This window comes from Dethiosulfatarculus sandiegensis, from assembly GCF_000931935.2.
Taxonomy (GTDB): Bacteria; Desulfobacterota; Desulfarculia; order Desulfarculales; family Desulfarculaceae; genus Dethiosulfatarculus; species Dethiosulfatarculus sandiegensis.
In genome coordinates this window covers 17,492-36,205 of sequence record NZ_AZAC01000015.1, presented here as the reverse complement: position 1 = coordinate 36,205, position 18,714 = coordinate 17,492, and the positions used below count along the sequence as shown (strand labels likewise).

At 52.2% G+C, this 18,714-nt stretch carries 17 protein-coding genes; 6 read left to right on the top strand and 11 right to left on the bottom strand.

The window, feature by feature from the left end; genetic code table 11:
* Positions 1 to 8 precede the first annotated feature (8 nt).
* Positions 9 to 1,718, bottom strand: a complete 1,710-nt coding sequence (locus X474_RS12040; protein WP_044349184.1) for an NAD+ synthase — start codon at positions 1,716 to 1,718, stop codon at positions 9 to 11.
* A 518-nt stretch (positions 1,719 to 2,236) separates the two neighbouring features.
* Between X474_RS12040 and X474_RS12035 the strand changes: the two genes are divergently transcribed.
* Positions 2,237 to 3,238 carry a DUF128 domain-containing protein gene (locus X474_RS12035; RefSeq protein ID WP_044349183.1) on the top strand — a complete coding sequence of 334 codons (1,002 nt, stop codon included), beginning with the start codon at positions 2,237 to 2,239 and terminating at the stop codon, positions 3,236 to 3,238.
* 136 nt (positions 3,239 to 3,374) lie between these two features.
* Here X474_RS12035 and X474_RS12030 read toward each other — a convergent pair whose 3' ends face one another.
* Complete coding sequence (locus X474_RS12030) at positions 3,375 to 5,273, bottom strand: TRAP transporter permease (RefSeq protein ID WP_044349182.1); 1,899 nt, start codon at positions 5,271 to 5,273, stop codon at positions 3,375 to 3,377.
* 88 nt (positions 5,274 to 5,361) lie between these two features.
* Positions 5,362 to 6,327 carry a TAXI family TRAP transporter solute-binding subunit gene (locus X474_RS12025; RefSeq protein WP_052515138.1) on the bottom strand — a complete coding sequence of 322 codons (966 nt, stop codon included), beginning with the start codon at positions 6,325 to 6,327 and terminating at the stop codon, positions 5,362 to 5,364.
* A gap of 983 nt (positions 6,328 to 7,310) precedes the next feature.
* On the opposite strand from X474_RS12025, the gene X474_RS12020 reads away from it, so the two are divergent.
* Both X474_RS12020 and X474_RS12015 read left to right on the top strand, forming a co-directional pair.
* A complete protein-coding gene (locus tag X474_RS12020) occupies positions 7,311 to 7,580 on the top strand; it encodes a hypothetical protein (protein ID WP_044349181.1) in 270 nt (89 codons plus the stop codon).
* A gap of 55 nt (positions 7,581 to 7,635) precedes the next feature.
* Entirely contained in the window at positions 7,636 to 8,163 is a 528-nt protein-coding gene (locus X474_RS12015) for an HD-GYP domain-containing protein (protein ID WP_056009619.1), read from the top strand.
* A 210-nt stretch (positions 8,164 to 8,373) separates the two neighbouring features.
* Here X474_RS12015 and X474_RS12010 read toward each other — a convergent pair whose 3' ends face one another.
* Entirely contained in the window at positions 8,374 to 8,949 is a 576-nt protein-coding gene (locus X474_RS12010) for a DUF6125 family protein (RefSeq protein WP_044349180.1), read from the bottom strand.
* A 336-nt stretch (positions 8,950 to 9,285) separates the two neighbouring features.
* Between X474_RS12010 and X474_RS12005 the strand changes: the two genes are divergently transcribed.
* Both X474_RS12005 and X474_RS12000 read left to right on the top strand, forming a co-directional pair.
* The gene (locus X474_RS12005; protein WP_052515136.1) at positions 9,286 to 9,900 is read left to right on the top strand and encodes a TetR/AcrR family transcriptional regulator; all 615 of its coding nucleotides are present in this window, start codon (positions 9,286 to 9,288) and stop codon (positions 9,898 to 9,900) included.
* A 271-nt stretch (positions 9,901 to 10,171) separates the two neighbouring features.
* The gene (locus tag X474_RS12000; RefSeq protein ID WP_044349179.1) at positions 10,172 to 10,849 is read left to right on the top strand and encodes a tetratricopeptide repeat protein; all 678 of its coding nucleotides are present in this window, start codon (positions 10,172 to 10,174) and stop codon (positions 10,847 to 10,849) included.
* A gap of 2 nt (positions 10,850 to 10,851) precedes the next feature.
* Here X474_RS12000 and X474_RS11995 read toward each other — a convergent pair whose 3' ends face one another.
* Entirely contained in the window at positions 10,852 to 11,592 is a 741-nt protein-coding gene (locus X474_RS11995; protein WP_044349177.1) for a metallophosphoesterase family protein, read from the bottom strand.
* Positions 11,593 to 11,814: 222 nt separating this feature from the next.
* Here X474_RS11995 and X474_RS11990 point away from each other — a divergent pair, with 222 nt between their 5' ends.
* On the top strand, positions 11,815 to 12,660 hold the full coding sequence (locus X474_RS11990; RefSeq protein WP_044349176.1) for a hypothetical protein: 846 nt from the start codon (positions 11,815 to 11,817) through the stop codon (positions 12,658 to 12,660).
* A gap of 262 nt (positions 12,661 to 12,922) precedes the next feature.
* Here X474_RS11990 and dsrP read toward each other — a convergent pair whose 3' ends face one another.
* From dsrP to X474_RS11955, 6 genes are read right to left on the bottom strand one after another with little or no spacing between them, the layout of a single operon-like run.
* Positions 12,923 to 14,080, bottom strand: a complete 1,158-nt coding sequence (gene dsrP, locus X474_RS11980) for a sulfate reduction electron transfer complex DsrMKJOP subunit DsrP (RefSeq protein WP_044349172.1) — start codon at positions 14,078 to 14,080, stop codon at positions 12,923 to 12,925.
* An 8-nt stretch (positions 14,081 to 14,088) separates the two neighbouring features.
* The gene (dsrO, locus tag X474_RS11975) at positions 14,089 to 14,877 is read right to left on the bottom strand and encodes a sulfate reduction electron transfer complex DsrMKJOP subunit DsrO (RefSeq protein ID WP_044349171.1); all 789 of its coding nucleotides are present in this window, start codon (positions 14,875 to 14,877) and stop codon (positions 14,089 to 14,091) included.
* Positions 14,877 to 15,260: a sulfate reduction electron transfer complex DsrMKJOP subunit DsrJ gene (dsrJ, locus tag X474_RS11970; RefSeq protein ID WP_044349170.1), complete on the bottom strand. Its 384-nt coding sequence runs from the start codon at positions 15,258 to 15,260 to the stop codon at positions 14,877 to 14,879. Before dsrJ ends, dsrO begins: the two co-directional genes overlap by 1 nt.
* Entirely contained in the window at positions 15,260 to 16,921 is a 1,662-nt protein-coding gene (dsrK, locus tag X474_RS11965; protein WP_082464322.1) for a sulfate reduction electron transfer complex DsrMKJOP subunit DsrK, read from the bottom strand. Before dsrK ends, dsrJ begins: the two co-directional genes overlap by 1 nt.
* Before the next feature lie 57 nt (positions 16,922 to 16,978).
* The gene (dsrM, locus tag X474_RS11960) at positions 16,979 to 17,971 is read right to left on the bottom strand and encodes a sulfate reduction electron transfer complex DsrMKJOP subunit DsrM (protein WP_044349169.1); all 993 of its coding nucleotides are present in this window, start codon (positions 17,969 to 17,971) and stop codon (positions 16,979 to 16,981) included.
* 21 nt (positions 17,972 to 17,992) lie between these two features.
* Entirely contained in the window at positions 17,993 to 18,556 is a 564-nt protein-coding gene (locus tag X474_RS11955; protein ID WP_044349168.1) for an RsbRD N-terminal domain-containing protein, read from the bottom strand.
* Positions 18,557 to 18,714 lie beyond the last annotated feature (158 nt).

The window sequence follows — 18,714 nt, the reverse complement described above, 5'->3', positions numbered from 1 at the left end:
GAACTCTTTCAGCCCCGTTTTTTCAAACCGGGATGATAATGATTGGTAATGGGAAGCCTCCGGTCCTTACCAAAGGCTTTGGGGGTGATCTTGATCCCCGGCGGCGCCTGTCGGCGTTTGTATTCGTTTAAGTCCACCAGTCGGGCCACCTCTTCCACCACTTGGGGGCTGTGCCCTTCGGCGCAGATCTCCGCCGGCACCTTATCCTCTTCCACATAGGCCGCTATAACCGGGTCCAGCAGATGATAAGGCGGAAGCGAATCCTCGTCCTTTTGATCCGGCCTCAGCTCGGCTGTGGGCGGCCTGGTGATTATGGTGCGGGGAATCAATTCTTTTCCGTTCACCTGGTTAACGCGCTCGCTCAGTTCATAGACCAGGGTCTTGGGCAGGTCCTTTATCAAGGCAAAGCCGCCGGCCGTGTCTCCATAAAGAGTGCAATAGCCCACTGCAACCTCGCTTTTGTTGCCAGTGGTCAAGACCAGCCAGCCAAAGCGGTTGGAAAGGGCCATTAGAATATTTCCCCGAATGCGCGCCTGGAGGTTCTCCGCCTCCACTCCCAGGGGTCCTTGGCCGAAAAGAGGCATCATTTCGCCAAGATAGGCTTTTAAAATCCCGGCGATTGGTGCGGTGAGCAGCTCCATGCCCAGGTTTTCGGCCAAGAGTTCGGCATCGCCTTTGGTCTCAGACGAGGTGTATTGGCTCGGCATGGTCACCCCGGTAACGTTGCGCGAACCCAGGGCCTCGACCGCCAGGGCGGCCACCAAGGCGGAATCAATACCTCCGCTCAGCCCCAACACGGCTTTTTTAAAGCCGTTTTTAGACATATAGTCCCTGAGCCCCAAAACCAGGGCCCGGTGAATCTCTTCCAGCCTGTCCTGTTCAGTCACTTGCCTGGGGCGGGGGGCCGGGGTTTTCACTGGGAAAAAAGGCAAGGCGACCACCTGGTCTTCAGGGCCTGTGATTAATTCCCCTTGAGCAGGTTCAAGCTCAAGTTCCGTGATCAAGAGGTCCTCCTTGAACCTCTCGGCCAAGTCAATGATGGAGCCGTCGGCGCCCATTACCAGGCTGCCCCCGTCAAATACCAGTTCATCCTGACCGCCCACCAAATTGGTGTAAAACACAGGAGCTTTGAGCAGACCCGCAAAATTGGCCAGGATGCCGCGTCTCACATCCAACTTGCCTGCGTGAAAAGGCGAACAGGAGATATTCAAGGCGGCCTGGAGCCTGTTTTGCCTGGCAAAATCAAACAGGCTGTTGTTATCCACCCACAGGTCCTCGCAGATAGTCACCATTATCCTGGCGCCCGCAATCTCAAGCACCACCGAACCGCAACCCGGTTCAAAGTAGCGCTTTTCATCAAATACCCCGTAATTGGGCAGCTCAAGCTTACGATAGACGCAAAGTTGTTTACCATCTGACAAGACTGCGGCGGCATTGTAGGTTTTTCCGTTTTCGGAAAGCGGAAAGCCCACCACCGCGTTAATGCCCTTGGTCATGGAAGCCACCTCGGAAAGGGCGGCGGCAGAGTCTTTGGCAAACTGGGGCTTAAGCAAAAGGTCTTCAGGGGGATAGCCGCAGACGCAAAGTTCAGGCAGGGTGACCAGGTGCGCACCCCGGGCCCGCGCTTTATCCAGGCAGCCTTCTATCAACTCCAGATTTTTTGTAAAATCACCCACAGTGGGATTGATCTGAGCCTGGGCGATTCTGATTTTGGTCATGGACGGGCCTTTCAGTGCCAGATACCGGAGGGTTTTCAACTTCCCTGACCGGCAGGTGCAGATTCAACCATTCCCGTCTTTCGGGCAGAATAAAAATCGGCCAAACCTGAATCAGCCGAAGAATGGGCAGGATTTCCCTCACCTAAGACGGACATTTTTTACAACGGCAACTATTGCCTTATATCCCATGAGTATGGATTAATGTCAAGAAGCCATTTAAAATCAATCCAATTGAAAATGTTCCATAATAAAGGCGATTGAGCAACAAATATCAGTTTTTAGCAGTGATCGCGCAAATTGATTCTCTTTTTATAAGGGTGCTGTTTTCGGCAATACTGCCGCTTTCGACCTTGACGAGAGCGTAATTCAAGGCTAGTCTTGAAAAACGTCAATATTGCATGACCGGGTTTTTTTAAACAGCCATAAAAGGGAAGACAACAAAAAAACCATGCGGACAAAGGCGTGGTTCTGGAGATGATCAGGGCCAGGCTGAAAAAAGGCCTGGAAAAGAGCTCTAAATGGAAGAACGGAATCGCAAAAAAATACTGGACATCTTGCGTGTACTCCACGAGTCCGAACGCCCCATGGGTGGAACCCGCATTGCCCAGGCCCTGAACCTGGCCGGACGCGAAATGAGTCAACGCACCATTCGCTATTATCTTGAGAGCACCGACCAAGAAGGCCTCACCGAACCTGTAGGCAGAAGGGGCAGACGGCTGACCACCAAGGGATTGCAGGAATTGAACAATGCCAGCGCCCTGGAAAAGGTCGGTTTTGTTTCCGCCCGGGTGGACGCCCTCACCTATCGTATGCGCTTTAAGCTGAGACAGGCCACTGGCGGTGTGGTGGTAAACCTTTCCGGAGTCGAGGCCTCCCGGATATCAGAGGCGGCCACCATTATGCAACGGGTCTATGACGCAGGCCTCTCCATGGGCCAACGTCTTTTGGTGGCCCGGCCGGGAAGCCGGGTTGGCCGCTGGCGGGTGAACGACGATGAATGTGCGGTTGCCACCATCTGTTCAGTCAGTGTAAACGGGGTGTTGCTATCCCAAGGCATCCCCACCAGCAATATCTTCGGCGGCCTTTTGGAGATGAACGATCATCGCCCCACCCGTTTTACCGAGATCATAAAATATGAAGGGACTTCCCTGGACCCCCTGGAAATATTTATTAAGAGCAGAATGACTTCGGTGTATCGGGCAGCTCGCACCGGCGACGGCCTGGTTGGGGCTAGCTTCAGGGAAATTCCCGCCCCCGCGGCCGAGCAGGCCCGGCTCTTGAGCGCCCGTATGCAAAAAATCGGTATTGGCGGCATTGTCCTGGTGGGAAGGCCCGGCCAGCCCCTTTTAGGGGTGCCGGTGCCCACCGATCGGGTGGGGCTGGTGGTTATTGGCGGCTTAAACCCCCTGGCCGCCGTGGAAGAAGCTGGCATAAGCACCACCAACCATGCCATGGGTGCCTTGATGCCTTTCCAGGCCCTGCATCCTTTTCAGGAAATTCTGAATAAATTCAGAAAGTAAAAACACAGTTCAAATATCTCGGGCAACGGTGGTCCCCGCCGGGCCGGAGTCTCCCCCCTTTTTTTATCAGCACCGATAAAAAACACCCGGTCAAACTTTGGATCTGACCGGGTGTTACAGTTTAGAATTCTCGGAATCAGGCAGGTTGTTCAATCCGGGGACGCCTTATGTATTGTAGCAAAAACGCGATCGCCAGGCAGGCCAGACCCGCGCCGTCGGTTACCAGGCCCGGCATGATCAAACTCAGGGCTGCGCCTAAAAGAAAAGTCCTCTCCAAAAGATTGGCCCTGAATTTAAGCCAACCCACCATGGAGGCGGCCAAGGCGGCCACGCCGACCAGGGCGGTGATGGCGCTGGTTATGATCTCGCTCACAGAGCCGATCAAAAGCAGAGACGGCGCATAAACAAACATGTAGGGCACAATAAAGGCGGCCAGGCCCAATCGGCAGGCGGTCACGGCCGTGCGCAGGGGATCGGAACCGGCTATGCCGCTGGCCGCATAAGCCGCCAGGGCCACCGGCGGGGTGATGGCCGAAATAATGGCAAAGTAGAAGATGAAAAAGTGGGCGGCCATGGGGGGGACCCCGTAATTCTGGGTCAAAACCGGCACGGTCAAGGTAACCTGTATGATGTAGGCCGCCACTGTGGGCAGCCCCATCCCCAAAATCAGGGAAGTCACCATGGTCAGCAAAAGGGTTATCATCAGGCTTCCCTGGGAAATGGCCAGAATGATGGAGGTAAAGCGCATGCCCAGTCCGGTGAGGGTTAGAACGCCTATGATCACTCCTGCGGTGGCGCAGGCTATGCCTACCTGCACAGCGCCCCTGGCCCCGGCGTCGAGAGACTCCAGGATGCGCCTGGGGGTCATCCAGGTTTCTTTCCTCACAAAGCTGACAAAAATAGTCACCAAGATGGCCCAAAGCCCTGCCTTCATGGGGCTGTAGCCTTCCACCAAAAGCCAGACCAGAACCACCACCGGAATGGCGAACTGCACTCCGAAGACAAGGGTCTTGCTGACATTGGGCAGTTCATCGGCGGGCAGCCCCTTTAGGTCGATGCGCAGGGCCTCGAAATGCACCATGCAAAAGGCCCCGAAATAATAAAGAATGGCCGGTATGGCCGCAGCGGCGGCCACCCTGATGTATTGTTCGCCCATGAACTCGGCCACAATAAAGGCCGCCGCCCCCATTATGGGGGGCATGAACTGACCGCCGGAAGAGGCCACAGACTCCACCGCTCCGGCAAACCGATTGGAATAACCCAGTTTTTTCATCAGGGGGATGGTAAAGGTTCCTGTGGTGACTACATTGGCCACGGCCGAACCGCTCAACATGCCCATAAAGCCGGATGCAAAGATCGAGGCCTTGGCCGGGCCGCCCCGAGACTTGCCGAAGAGCCCCAAAGCCAGATCGATAAAAAAGTCACCGCCTTTGGATCTCTCCAAAAATGCAGCAAAAATAATGAACATCACAATAAAGGTGGCCGAAACTCCGGCGGGAATCCCCCAGATGCCTTCAGTGGTGTAAAAAAGCTGGTCCACGGTCCACATAAGGGTAAAGCCCTGGTGGCTCAAGATTCCGGGCAAATGAGGCCCAATATAGACATAACTTAAAAACGCCAGGGCGATTATCGGCAGGGCCAGGCCCATGCTCCTCCTGGCAGCTTCCAAGAGTAAAAGAGTGCCGATCACCCCTGCAAAGACTTCATAATTGCTAAGCGGGGTTACATAGGAATATCGCGAGGCAATGGTATCTGCGTTTAAAACCACATAACCCACGCTGATTATGGTAAGGGCCAAGAAGAGCCAGTCATACCAGGCAAGCGGACCTTTTCTTCTGGCCCCTTTTCTGTCATGCATCAGAAAAACCAGCAACATGGCAAATCCCACATGGGCGCTTCTTTGCAGGACCGACTGAAAAATGCCGAATATGCCGGTGTAGATATGAAAGGCGGCCATGGCCCAAGCCACCAGAGAAGTTATCAATTCAACATAGCTTCTTTTATCTTGTGCAGTCTTGGCCGAGGTTTTTGACATCCCAATAGGCTCCTAAAAAGCAAAAGGGAACTGAGAACCTTAAAAGGCGCGGCCGCCATGGAAAGCGGCCGCGCGGCGGATAATCAATCTATTTCAGAGCGCCGATCTCTTTATAGAGCTTGGCTGCGCCGGGATGCAGAGGCACACCGATCTCTTGGCAGGCATAGGCCGGATTCCAGGATCCCATGACCTTGTGCACCTTGGAGAGTTTGTCTTTTTTATCCACCAGGGCCTTGGCCATTTTGTAGACCAGGTCTTCGGCCAGTTTCTTCTGGACTATCACCACATTGTTGGAGCCCACGCAGAGTACGTCCGCGTCCTGTCCCTTATAGGAGCCGCCCTTGATCACATACTTGGCATAACCGGCGTTGATTTTTTTAAGGGCCTGGAACTTGTCCTCGGCCAGGTTCAAAATGCGCACGCCTCCGATGGAGACCGCGATATCCTGGATAACCGGGGCAGGCACCGTGGTAAAGGGCATAAAGGCATCCAAATGGCCGTCTTTCATGAGCATGGCCGCGTCGGCATAGGCCACGTGCTCTACCTTTTTCATATCCTCATAGCTCATGCCGTGGACCTTAAGTATCTTGCGGACCAGAGCCTCGCCCGAAGTTCCCTTAAGGCCGGGAGCGATCCGGCGCCCTTTCAGGTCTTCGATAGTCTTGATATCCGAATCAGCCCTGACCACGATCTGGAGCGGCGAAGAATAAAGCGCAGCCAACCCTGCTATATTCGTAAAGGGCTTGTTAAAAGGAGCTTTCCCCTGAACCGCGTCTGCCGTGGCAAAGGAAAAGCAGATGCCCAAGGTGTACATGGCGTTGTTGACGCCGATAATGTTGGCGTCGCCGGTCCCCTGCATCACAGACATGTTCACCCCGTCAACGCTGTTTTGCACGGCCTCTGCAATCGCGCCGCCCATGGGGTACCAGGTGCCTCCCGCCTTACCGGACGCGATACTCAGGTTCTGCCCTGCCAAGGCCACGGAAGCGGCAAGTACAAGGAGCAAAACAACAGCTTGCAGACCACACTTGGCAATAGCTCTAAACCTGGACATTGGTGCCTCCTTTTCTTGGATCTTGATCATGATGTGCGGCGTTTACTACCGAGCCGGGGTAAAAGAGAATAACCACCGAGGCTCTGAATCCTAAATGCATATAAATATAAGCGGTAATATATTGTCAATATCGAAGGTAAGGAATACGGCCTTTACAAGGCTGGAAATGATAAATAAATGACATTAATTCCACTTTTATAGTTTCAATAACGCTAGGCGTTATTGACCTGTTTACCGATAAAACACCTAGATTAATAGGTATAAATCATCTCGAAAACCACCTCGCGCAATATCTAACAACTTAAAATTACTAAGTTTGACACTCTAATTAATACCAAGAGAAACATACCTCTTTTCAACCGGAATCTTCACGAATGCGAATTAAGCTGATTTCTAGATCAGCTGGCTTCAAAGGCAAGGGAAAAACGGCATTTCGGCATGAACTGTTTCCATCCCATTTTTGCCTGCAAAGGCGATGGGAATTGCCCTGCCCCCGGCGATTTTGCTTTAGTAACGATGCTGCCTTTGCCCGATTGCCCACGAATGGCACTTTGGGAAGAATTTTGGAGGCCTGAATCAGCGCCAGCCCAGCAAGCGCTCCCGGTTTAAGATTGGGACTTACCTACAACCTGAGCCACATGGGCACGAATCTACACAGCAGTCCCATAGATTGACGGGATTATGCTAAATTCAATACTATACGCCGGAATCGGGGAGATCGAAGGGAAGCTCGCATCATTTTTAGCGACTCGCCTGTCAATAGCCGCAAACGGCTTTATAAACGCCCTGCTTATACAATATCTCCGCCAAAAAGACCGGGGAGGCTGAAAGTGAAAAGGCAGGGTCAAAAGCTGACCAAGGTCAAAATGGACCGATTGCGCCACGACATGGCTCTGGTGGACCTGAAGACTATTGACCGTAACTAACCAAGCCTATGTGACATATTCCTTCTCATAGCAGATCCCGTCAGTAAAGAAGTTAAGATGAAACGGATTTGTTCCCGCAGGCAGACCTTCAAGCAGGAATGGTGGGACCAATTGGTAAGTACAGGCTTGCAATCCTTCTGGGTTAAAAAAAATCTGGCCATTTTAGTGGAAGACATGAAGGAGGGGGGCCTGAGCCTCCTGCAAAAACCGGAAGCGCCCCAGCGAAACAAAGCCATATTCGTCAAGGAAATGGCTGCGATGAGCGTTCAGGCGCTATTCACCATTCACGGGCGCAGCCCGAAAAGCGCCGAGAGAGACTGCACTTGACTCGGCAGACAATCGACCTCTACCTTAAACATGGAGAGATCCTGAAGGAACGTCAGTGCTGCTTAGCAGCCGAACCCTATACGACCATTCGTTTAACGTGTGCTTTATGTCGCTGGTGCTTGGCCGCAGCCTTGGCTTGGCTGTGGAGCGGCGGCGTTCTTTGGGAAGGGGAGCCCTGCTCCATGATTTAGGTATGATGCGGGCGCCTGCCGAAATAAGGGATAGTGTCGGCGAACTCAGTCCCGAGGAACTGGCCCAGGTTCGAAAACATCCCACCTGGGGGCGCCAGACTCTTTCCATGACGCCCAACTTTCCATATGATGCTCTTAATATTGTCCTGGACCATCATGAAAGGGCCGACGGCACTGGTTGTCCCAACGGACTGTCCAAGAAAAACATCCCCTATATGGCGCGCATCGTGAAAGTGGTTGACACATACGATGCAATGACCAGCCCCCGGCCGCACCGACCGGCGTTGTCAACAACCCAAGCCGCAAGCCCCCTGCTTGAACGCTCGGGCTCTGACTTGGACCGCGAGATGACAATAGAGTTCCTGCGCCTGCCCAGCCAGGCCATTCGCTGACTTATCACGCCGGATTAGCCCCCAAGGTCAGAGCCGACTGCCTACGCATTAAGATATAAATAAATTACGGTATTCTTTCGATTCCCGCCCACAATTCATCTCCTACTCCCGGCGGCTCAAAGGCTGGGCTGCCAATGGGCCGCCAAAAGCGATGAGAGAACCTGCATCCGCCGGGGAAACCCAAGCGAAACAAATTAGGGGTTAAACGGCTTAAGCGCGGAGTACAAACTCCCATTGGCACCAGATATCCTCTCTGTCCCTGTCTGGCGGGCAACAGGTGGCAACCACTTCAACCTTGGGATTCAATTCTTTGACAAAGGCCTTCAGGTAACCCTCCCTCACCCTGCGGCAGGGGTGGGGATCAAGACCTTTTTCAAGTCTTATCAACTGGGTGCGGCACTTTTCCACTATAAATGTGGCGCTATTATCCTGATTAACCCGATAATGCTTCAAGCCGTGGCAAAATGACCAGGCAGTGTGGCGCAGGGTTTCCAGAATCTCATTGGGGCCCGGGTTTTCCTTTTTCAAAAATTGTTTCAGCTCCCTTGCCTCGGCCTTGCCCATATAAGCCCAACACTCGGCATCTACGTCCGTGGCTTCGGTTGTGCCCTGCCTTCTTTCAATGCCCAAAAAATAAAGCCCGTCAACCCGCCATATGTTTTTAATATGCATAAAGAAAAATTCATATAATTCCGGACGGCTCATACGATCCAGCAATTCAATATCTTCTGGTGAAAAGGTTTTGGCAGAGGCCTGGGTGTGGTTTTTTTTAATCGGGTCACTCATTTTAGATCCACCTTTCGTTTGAGCCGAAACTTATTTTTTGCACCCTTAAAATAAAGGATTGTGTTTTCACGGCAAGACAAACTCTTCTGGTTGTATTTGTACTAAATTGTTTTTCTTTAGAAAACCCGATTCTCAAAAAAGTTGTGAAATATTAAGACCAATACACCCGTTATCAACCTGAAAAAGAAAACCTTTAATTAATTACAAATACCATACTATCAGCCGGGGTTTACGGTCAAGAAAACCATATTCCCCAAAGATTAAAGAGATAAATCGGTATCCGCAGTTGACATTCAGGGGCCTTACAGGCGAAAATTCGACTGGGAGGTCATTTTTATGTCCAATGTCATGCCCACTACCCGCAGGGACAAAAAACGCAAGCAAACAACCCGCGCCCTTTTGGATGAAGGCCTTAAACTTATGGCGGAAAGGGGGATTCACACCTGTAAGGTGGAGGAAATCACCCGTGCCGCAGGTGTGGGGAAAGGCACCTTTTTCAACTACTTTTCTTCTAAAGAATCATTTACCGCCCGTTTGGTGGACGAAACTTTGGATGACCTGGCCCGTAGGGTTAAACCGGTTGCCATGAGCCCCACAGACGCAGAATCCCTGGTGGCCGGGGTGAGTGCGGTGCATCTGCGCTATTTTCAACTCAGGCCCCACGCCTCGGCCCTTATCACCCAGGCCTTGAGCCTTGAGGAGCAACCGGGAAGGGAGGTTGTGGCACGGCTCACAGAACACATTGATATGATAAGCGAAATCATCTCACCTGCTCTGGAGTCGTTTAACTGGCCGGAAGACAGGGTCAAGGAACTGTCCCTGATGATCATATCCATCAGTTGCGGTTTCTTTTGGTTTGGAGCTCATCTTAACCTGGGGCATGACACTCCCTTTCATTTACTCGACAGGCTGGGCAGGGTGCTGGCCAAAGGCCTCTCAAGCCAGAGTTAAAAACCAAACAAAGAGTCCGATCGGTTTGTTTTATGCATGCCACCAAGATCAGGAGACTTTTAGTTAACATTTGACTGGACCGGACCAATCCGCCCCAATAAGCCTGCAATCAATCCAACCATTCCTTGGTATTCCAGTTGGCCACAGAACCATTTTATGATACTTAGGCTTAAGGCCTGTTTTCATGAAAACAGGTTCCGAGACTTAAGCTCGGCGCCCAGTTTAGCTTAAGTACACCTCATTACATCAAAGCCAAGCCGGAAAAAATGCCATGCCCATTTTTCAAAGATCTCTTTCGATACTTATTTTTTTTATCTTTTTAATTGGGTTATCTTCATATCCCCAGCCCTGCCGGGCCGACGGCAACCAGGAGCTGAGGGCCGGATTTGCGGCCATGCGTTTGGGCGACATGAATACAGCCCTCAAACATTACAACCGCGCCCTAAGTCAAGGTCTTAGCCAAAGAGATAAACTCACCGCCTTGACCTTAAGAGGGGATCTACTGCGTCAAAAAAGGCAATATGATGAGGCCCTTAAAGACTTTAATCAAGCTTTGAGTCTGAGCGAAAAATATGGGGATCCGCAAGAAAAGGCCGCCTTATATGTAAGAAGGGGGCAAGCCTATCGGGCCCAGGGGGAATACGTCAGATCCATTTCAGACTACAATCTGGCCTTGCAGATCAACCCGTATATGGCTGACGCATATTTTCACAGGGGCAATGCCTATCGCTTGCGCCGCCGGCTGAAGCTGGCCTTGGCCGATTTTAACCAAGCCATAAATCTTGAACCAAATCATCATTTCTACTACTACCGCAGCGGAGTTTTGGTCCAACTCAAAAGACTGAAAGAAGCGGTGGCTGATATGGAAGAAGCGGTAAGGCAAAAGCCCGGCCGGGCAGCCTACAAGGCCCGCTTAACCTATCTGAAAGGCCAATTGGACGATCAATAAGCCTAATCCCAATCAGGGTCACCCAGGCGTTCGGCATTGAACTCCGACAGCCCTGAAAGCCTTATCTTGGCTTTGGTGGCCCTGATATCATAGGTGACAAACCTTATCCTCAACTCCCTTGTGACCAAATCAAAAAGCACATACCGGGCATGGGGATCATCATCACGAGGCTGCCCCACACTTCCCACATTGATAATCCAACGTTTACCTTGATCCAAATGCACCGGCGTTTTTCCGAGCCCCATCCGTTCCAGGGTTTCACCACTGAGGCTCACCGCACCCAATAGGTGGGTGTGACCCACAAAAAAGAGATCGCAGGGCATGCTCAGCAGGGTTTGATAGATATGGTAATCACTATATTGAAAAAAATAGTCCACAACCGAGTCGGGCGGCATGCCGTGAACCAGGCCGCAACCATGGCGGATAAGGCTGTTCGGCAGGCTTTTCAGATAGTCTATGTTATCTGACGATATCATACCGGCGGTTTTCTTTATCCCCTGCCGGGCCTGACGGTTAAACCAGACCTGGTATTCAGGCCGGTCCAGGGCAAGTTCATGGTTGCCCTTTACACAAAACATCTGGTTTTCCCGGACCATATCCAGACAGGCATCCGGATCCGGACCATAGCCCACGATATCGCCCAGACAGAAAAACTCCTCCGCTTTTTGAGCGCGGGCGTCCTCCAAGACTTGGGTGAGGGCTTCCAGATTTCCGTGGATGTCAGACAATATCGCGATGAGCATTGGATTTCCGCCTGTTAAAAACGATTAACGCTATAATTGGCGGGACTTTTTTCGCGTAGGCAATCTAATTTTTACTCCACGCGAATCCCCTGCTGTTATACTAAAATGGAGTTAATTCCTCTTTTCCCAAACAAAATTAAATATATTCTTAATTTGAAGTTTAAACCTTGGGCCTGTAATTGTCACCGCCCGAGATTGCTAAGACCGAAAGGATAGATAAAAATGACAAGGTCCTGGGTCACCCGGAAGATACGTTTCTCGGTTTTTATAATCTCACTTTTTTCCCTGGTTTCAATACAGGCCGGATCTGCTTTTGCCGAAAAGCTGCCGGATTCCCTTTTGCCGAATTTTGAACTGGGAGTCGGCTATCAGCTTACCCACATGAAATATACGGAAAGCGGCATTGAAGAAAAGGGATTCCTGAATGGGCTTTATTTAAACGCAACCTGGCATACCCCGACCTATGGCATGATGCTCAAGTTGGAAGGCGAGGTGGGCGTCGGGACTATTGACTATGACGGCGAAACCTGGGGAGGGACGCCGGTAAGCTCCAGCGGGGACAACCAATTACTTAATCTGAGATTTGCCCTGGGCAAAGACCTCGATATAAGCCCCACAGCCGCCATAACCCCCTATTTGGGCCTGGCCTTGCGCTACTGGAACGACAAGCAAGATGGCAGCGGCGGTTATGAAAGAGAGACCACCTATTACTACCTGCCCATAGGTATTGAGTTGAATATTAAGCCCCAAGACAATATGCGGCTCACTTTTACGGCGGAATATGACTTTTTCCTCTCCGGTAAAAACAAAAGCCACCTAAGCGATGTCAGCCCCGGTTTCAATGACGTGGATCTGGACCAGAACAGCGGCATGGGTTTCCGCCTGGCCGCCCGCCTGGTTTGGGATATGCAAACCATTGCCTTCACCGCCGAACCCTTTTTCCGCTACTGGGATATAGACGAATCTGACCGTGCGCTTCTAACCTTTTGGGGGCAGCCTGTCAGCAATGTGGTAGAGCCCGACAATGACACCAAAATCTTTGGCTTGAGGCTGGGTGTGTTGTTCTGATCAAACAGGCCCTTTAAAATCCAAGCATAAATAAGCCCATCAGTGAAACCGGCCAAGGTTCCCTCTGATGGGCCTTTATTTGGTCACCTATGAAAAAAGGCAAGCGACCGGCTTTTTAACCTGGCCGAGTCAGGTGGTTTTCGCGCATTCAGCTTGGCCGGGCTTAATCCCTTCCCTGTCTTTTGCCAATTTCAAAGGGGAAAAAAAGCGACCCCCTATCAAAAAGATAAGGGGTCGCCATACTTTTAGTTAAAAAAGAGGATCAGAGTTCCACTTCCACTTTCACTCCGGTGGCCACCTTGTAGAGCACCGTAAGGATCAGGGCGCCCATGGCCCATATACCCAGGGTGATCATCAGCTCAGGTGCGGTGGGAGCATATTCAACGACCTCATGCAAGGGGTTCGGCACAAAACCGCCTGCGATCATGCCCAGACCCTTGTCGATCCAGGTGGATGCAAAGACAAGGCAGCAGGCCACAGGCAGTATCTTGAGGTTGTTCCGCCATTGGGGAACCACCAAAAGCGCCACGGCAATCAGGCCGAAGATAATGGAGGCCCACATCCAGGGCACCAAGATTCCATGGCCATGCACTCCGCTAAACAGATACTGGAAGTGAATCATGTGCCCGGGAATATTGCTGTAGAAGGAAGTAAAGACCTCCAAGGCCACAAAGAACAGGTTCAGGCAAATGGCATAGGCCACAATCTTGCCCAAGGTGCGGATAGCTTCGTTACCTGCGTCAAACTTGGTAAACTTGCGCACGATCAGAGCCATCAGGATCAGAACCGAGGGGCCGGAGGCAAAGGCCGAGGCCAAAAAGCGCGGGGCTAAAATGGCGGTAAGCCAGAAATGCCTGCCCGGCAGACCGCAGTACAAGAAAGCGGTTACCGTGTGAATGCTCACGGCCCAGGGCACTGACAGATAGATTAGGGGCTTAACCCATTTGGCCGGGGGAACTCCCTTGCGCTCTGCCGCCAGCGTGGTCCAGCCCACCACCAGGTTGATGGCCAGGTATCCGTTTAAGACAATCATGTCCCAGAACAGAATGGAGTGGGGCGTGGGGTGTAAGAGCACGTTCATAATCCTTTGGGGCTGACCAAGGTCCACCACAATAAAGGTTATGCACATGATCACGGCCGAAATGGCCAAAAACTCACCCAGGATAACGATGCGCCCAAAGGTTTTATAGTGATGCAGGTAATAGGGGATAACCAGCATCACCGCAGAGGCGGCCACACCGACCAGGAAGGTGAACTGGGCAATATAAAATCCCCAGCTCACTTCACGATTCATGCCGGTTACGGCCAAACCGTTTTCATACTGGTAGAGGTAAGCGAGAAAACCCACCCCCACCAAAGCGGCCAGAGATAAAACCCAAGTCCAATAGGACCTATTTCCACTAAGTGCTTTTTCCAGCATAATTCAACTCACACCAGGTAATAAACGCTGGGATTGGTGCCCAAGCTGGGTTTACGCCTGATGCTGTAATTCTCCCGCAGGGCCTTCCGAATAGGGGAACGCTCGTCTGCAAGATCACCAAAAATCAAGGCGTCGTCCTTGGCAGCTTCCACACAGGCGGGGATCTGGCCCTTGGCCAGCCTCTCTGCGCAGAAGTTGCATTTTTCCACCACACCCTTGGTCCGGGTGGGGAACTCCGGATTGCTCAGCTTTTCAGGCAGGAACTTCCGGGGATCCGCAAAGTTGAAGCTGCGGGAGCCATAGGGGCAGGCGGCCATGCAGAAACGGCAGCCGATGCAGCGGTGGAAGTCCATCAAAACAATACCGTCTTCCGCTCGCTGGAAGGTGGCCTTGGTGGGGCAAGCCCTGACACAAGGGGGATTCTCGCAATGGTTGCACAAAACCAGAACCGGAGTATTCTCCAGTTTCTCCTCCAAAAACTCATTTTCCTGGTCAGTGAAGGCATTATGGAATCCGGTGCTCCAGATCCATTTAATGTTCTGGTTATTCTCGATGTGAGGAACATTGTGCGCCTTGTTGCAGGCGTCAATAATGGGCTTTACATCGGCCTCGCCATGGAACTTGCGGGTGTCGATGACCATGCCCCAATGTTTTCCCCTGAAGCGGTCAGGCGCGGGCAGCACTTCCGCGGCATCCAGCTCACCGGGCTTGAAAAGCTCAAATCCCGCAGCGCTGGTGATGCCAAAGGCCGCCAGGATTCCCGCCCTTTTCAGGAAAATCCTTCTGCCGAACTCCATCACTTACCCTCCTTCTGCGCCGGGGTAAGGTGACAATCCCAGCAATAAGGGTTGACGCCCAGGTAGTTGTGGCACTGATCGCAGAATTTTTCCTTGTCGTTGTGACAACGCATGCACCCGTTTGAGAGGCTCATCTCAAACTTTTTGCCGTTATCGGCGACATAGAGGCGGTCGGCATCCCTGACCACGTCATCACGCCATTGGTTTAAAATCTGCATGTGTTCAGTGCGCATCATTTCCTTGGACATGACGCACGTCTTCTCTGCCTTGGGCAACTGGGGGTCGGGTTTTACACCGGCGGAACCAGCCTGCCACCAGAAGGGCAAAAGCACCAAGGCAACGAAGATAACCAGCCCGGAGATGATCTTGCCTTTATCGTACATTACTCATCCGCCTCCGTTGCTGAATCCCCACCATCAGGCTCTTCGCCCAGAGCCTCGGCCCTGAGTTCGGCGATCTCTTCGCCGCGCAGGTTGTATTCCCGCTCGTTTTCGCCTTCCATGACAAGGGCGTTGGCCACAAGCTCGCTGACACCGCAGTTGCCGACTTCAGGCACCCAGTACTCCAGGTGAGCCGGGAAGACAGCTCTATCGATGGCGCAGACACAGGCCAGCATGTTGACACCATACTTATCGTGGACATAACGCACCGCGTTCATGCGGGGAAGACCCGCCCGGTAACGCATCTCCATGTTCTCACCGGCGTTCAAGCCCGAACCGGCTCCGCAGCAGAAGGTCTGCTCGCGGATGGTGCTGGGGGGCATCTCATAGAAATTGTTGCAGACGTTTTTGATCACATACCTGGGCTCATCCAGCATACCCATGCCCCTTGCGGGGTTGCAGGAATCGTGGAAGGTCACTTTGTAATGGTCGTTCCTGCTGGGATCAAGCTTAAGCTTGTTGTTCTTGATCAAGTCTGCGGTGAACTCGGTAATATGCACCATCTTGGTGGAGGCGGCGTTTTCAAACAGAGTGCCCGTGATGGGGCTTCTGGGGACCTCCAGATGGTTGGCCGGGCCGTTCATGGTGTCCATGTACTGGTGGATGACCCGCCACATGTGACCGCACTCGCCGCCCAGAATCCATTTTACGCCCAGGCGCTCGCTCTCGGCGTACATCTTGGCGTTTAAGCGTTTCATCATCTCGTGAGAGGTGAAGAAACCGAAGTTGCCGCCCTCTGAAGCATAGGTGCTCCAGGTGTAGTCCAGGCCGATGTGCTCAAAGAGCATCAGGTAACCCATGAGGGTGAAGATGCCCGGATCGGCGAAGACGTCGCCCGAAGGGGTGATGAACAGAATCTCGGCCCCTTTGCGGTTAAAGCTGGGCTCGATATGGAGTCCGCTGTATTCCTCGATATCCTCCAGGAGAAAGTCTATGTTCTCCTTGAAGGTGTGAGGTTTCAGCCCAAGGTGGTTGCCTGTGTGGAAGCAGTTGTTCACCGGGCTCTGGATCCAGTCGATGTTCAGCCCCAGGAGGTTTATGATCTCGCGGGCGATGATGGTGATCTCAGCGGTGTCAATGCCATAGGGGCAGAACACCGAACAACGGCGGCACTCAGTGCACTGGAAGAAGTAGTAAAACCACTCCTTGATCACCTCTTCGGTAAGCTTGCGCCCTCCGGCCAGCTTGCCCAGAATCTTGCCCGCGGTCTTGAACTCGCCGCGGTAGACGCTGCGCAAAAGTTCGGCCCTCAAAACCGGCATATTTTTGGGGTCGCCCGTACCGATAAAGAAGTGGCACTTGTCGGCGCAGGCGCCGCAGCGCACACAGACATCCATGAAAAGCTTGAAGGAACGGAATTTGGACAACCGCTCCTTAATGCCCTCGCGTACTGTGCCTTTCCAATCGGCCGGCAGATGCCAATCTTTTTCCAGAGGGTTCCACTCGTGAGCATTGGGCATGCCAACGCCTTTAATGGATTCCTGCTTGGCGGGATAACAGTACATGCCGGGCTTGATGACCGTCTCAGTGTCCATCCAGCCCTTTTTTGAAGGCCGGTGGGTAATCTTAGCCATTTCTTCCGGCTTGGGGGTGGGATCAGCCATTTTTCATATCCTTTGTAAACAGGACAGTTTTTACAGTTTTCAGACGGTCCATCGTGATCACTCTTTATCCAAGGGAAGCCCGACTTCCTTCATTTCTTCCCTGAAGTCGTCCTCGTATTCCTCGTAGGTGTGAGTCTTGACCGGATAGTTCCAGGGGTTCACATGCCTCTTTGCCCTGCTGTCGTTCGGCAGGTTCCTGGTGGGGCTCAAGAATACTCCGCCCATGTGCATCAGCTTGCTGAAGGGGAAATAGGCGAACAGGATGCTTACCAGGAATACATGAATATAGAACAGGCTGCCTATGCCCTCGGGAACAAAGGGGTTAAAGGCAACCAGGCTCATGGTCAGCTCCTTGACCGCCACAATATCCACCTTGGTGAAATAGCGCATCAAGATGCCGGTTATGGCAATGGCCATTATAAGGAAAAGAGGGAAGTAATCCGAGGCCAGTGAGATATAGCGAATCTGGGGGTAGTAGACCCTGCGCCAGAACAAAAAACCCGCCGCAGCCAGAAGCACTACACCACTGATCAGGAGCTGGGGCAAGCCCACCTGTAAAAAGCCGTCAGTGGCCTCGATAAATTTCACCAGCCAGGGCACCGGTTCCATGAAGAACCTGAAGTGCCAGATCAGGACCGTTAAAAATGAATAATGAAATGCTATGGCCCCCAGCCAAAGGAACTTTTCCGAGCCATAGCGAATCTTGGGACCATCGCGATAATCCAGCTGGGTGTTCCTGAAAAGAGACCTGAAGCAAAGAATTTCAAGCGCCATGCGCAGGACCACACCGCCCGTTGTGGAGGGGTTGTCCAGCTTGCTTTGCTTGATCCAGGGTAGTGACTGCGCCTGGCCACAGGTGGTGGGAATGCGGAAAGGCACCGGAGACTTGCCCCAGTTTATCACCTTCAGCACAAAGCCGATAACAAAGGTGGCCACCGCCGCATAAGGTATCACCACTCCGAAAAACGATTGCATGCCTGCCTGGGCCGCACCCAGATAGGCAACGCCAATCAAGATCAACACTGCGATAAAAGAAACAATTGCGCCCATTATCCGCTACCTCGTCTCGGGTTAGGCCATGGGTTTGGGTTTTGATAAGACGTCAGGTTCCTTTTGCAACTGCTCCGGCTCCTCGTAGAACAACCCGGTTCGCCTGAGCACGTTGGCATAATGGTTCATCATCTCATCAGCCTTGGCCTTGTGGACCTTCTCCCGGCAGGATTCGTAGATGTCAAATCCCAGAAGCGCCAGACGATCTATGGCGACTTCCAGCAAAAACAACTCCTTCTCCAAACCTTCTTCTTCTATTTCGTCTTGCAGCTTGCTTCTTATCACCGCTTTGAGCTCGAAGATAAAAGACAACGACTCGGAAGCGGAAAAGTCCTGCAAGGCCCTTATACGGATGATCCGGTCCAAAAAATCGGGAATGTCTCCCTCTGTGGTCTCGCCCCGCAAAAGACCGTCAAAAATAGCCTGAGTCTCGCTCACTATGGTGTGTCCCACGGGGTTGGCGAAACGGTCTTTTTTATTGAGGAGGAACTTGGCTGTCTCCGGGGGATAGGTATTGACTATACAGTCAACCCACTCTTCGCAGATAACAGAGCGGTTATTTTTCAGAAGTTCCTGAAGATTCATAAAAAAAATCCCCGGTCTTACACCTGGCTGACTGAGTGCAGCAGATGCATGCTTGGTTGTTGAAATATTAAAATGTTACCTTGATTGTCCGGTTGGTCATTGTAAACAAACACCAGTAACCAGTCAAGCTGAATGCACCATCAGTTACAAAGCATTAT

What these genes read in the sequence shown, in the direction of transcription:
- X474_RS12000 (WP_044349179.1), top strand. Translation starts at nt 10,172, where the DNA reads ATGCCCATTTTTCAAAGATCTCTTTCGATACTTATTTTTTTTATCTTT.
- dsrJ (WP_044349170.1), bottom strand. Translation starts at nt 15,260, where the DNA reads ATGTACGATAAAGGCAAGATCATCTCCGGGCTGGTTATCTTCGTTGCC.
- dsrK (WP_082464322.1), bottom strand. Translation starts at nt 16,921, where the DNA reads ATGGCTGATCCCACCCCCAAGCCGGAAGAAATGGCTAAGATTACCCAC.
- dsrP (WP_044349172.1), bottom strand. Translation starts at nt 14,080, where the DNA reads ATGCTGGAAAAAGCACTTAGTGGAAATAGGTCCTATTGGACTTGGGTT.
- X474_RS11990 (WP_044349176.1), top strand. Translation starts at nt 11,815, where the DNA reads ATGACAAGGTCCTGGGTCACCCGGAAGATACGTTTCTCGGTTTTTATA.
- X474_RS11995 (WP_044349177.1), bottom strand. Translation starts at nt 11,592, where the DNA reads ATGCTCATCGCGATATTGTCTGACATCCACGGAAATCTGGAAGCCCTC.
- dsrO (WP_044349171.1), bottom strand. Translation starts at nt 14,877, where the DNA reads ATGGAGTTCGGCAGAAGGATTTTCCTGAAAAGGGCGGGAATCCTGGCG.
- X474_RS11955 (WP_044349168.1), bottom strand. Translation starts at nt 18,556, where the DNA reads ATGAATCTTCAGGAACTTCTGAAAAATAACCGCTCTGTTATCTGCGAA.
- X474_RS12035 (WP_044349183.1), top strand. Translation starts at nt 2,237, where the DNA reads ATGGAAGAACGGAATCGCAAAAAAATACTGGACATCTTGCGTGTACTC.
- X474_RS12030 (WP_044349182.1), bottom strand. Translation starts at nt 5,273, where the DNA reads ATGTCAAAAACCTCGGCCAAGACTGCACAAGATAAAAGAAGCTATGTT.
- X474_RS12020 (WP_044349181.1), top strand. Translation starts at nt 7,311, where the DNA reads ATGAAACGGATTTGTTCCCGCAGGCAGACCTTCAAGCAGGAATGGTGG.
- X474_RS12025 (WP_052515138.1), bottom strand. Translation starts at nt 6,327, where the DNA reads ATGTCCAGGTTTAGAGCTATTGCCAAGTGTGGTCTGCAAGCTGTTGTT.
- X474_RS12040 (WP_044349184.1), bottom strand. Translation starts at nt 1,718, where the DNA reads ATGACCAAAATCAGAATCGCCCAGGCTCAGATCAATCCCACTGTGGGT.
- X474_RS12010 (WP_044349180.1), bottom strand. Translation starts at nt 8,949, where the DNA reads ATGAGTGACCCGATTAAAAAAAACCACACCCAGGCCTCTGCCAAAACC.
- dsrM (WP_044349169.1), bottom strand. Translation starts at nt 17,971, where the DNA reads ATGGGCGCAATTGTTTCTTTTATCGCAGTGTTGATCTTGATTGGCGTT.
- X474_RS12005 (WP_052515136.1), top strand. Translation starts at nt 9,286, where the DNA reads ATGTCCAATGTCATGCCCACTACCCGCAGGGACAAAAAACGCAAGCAA.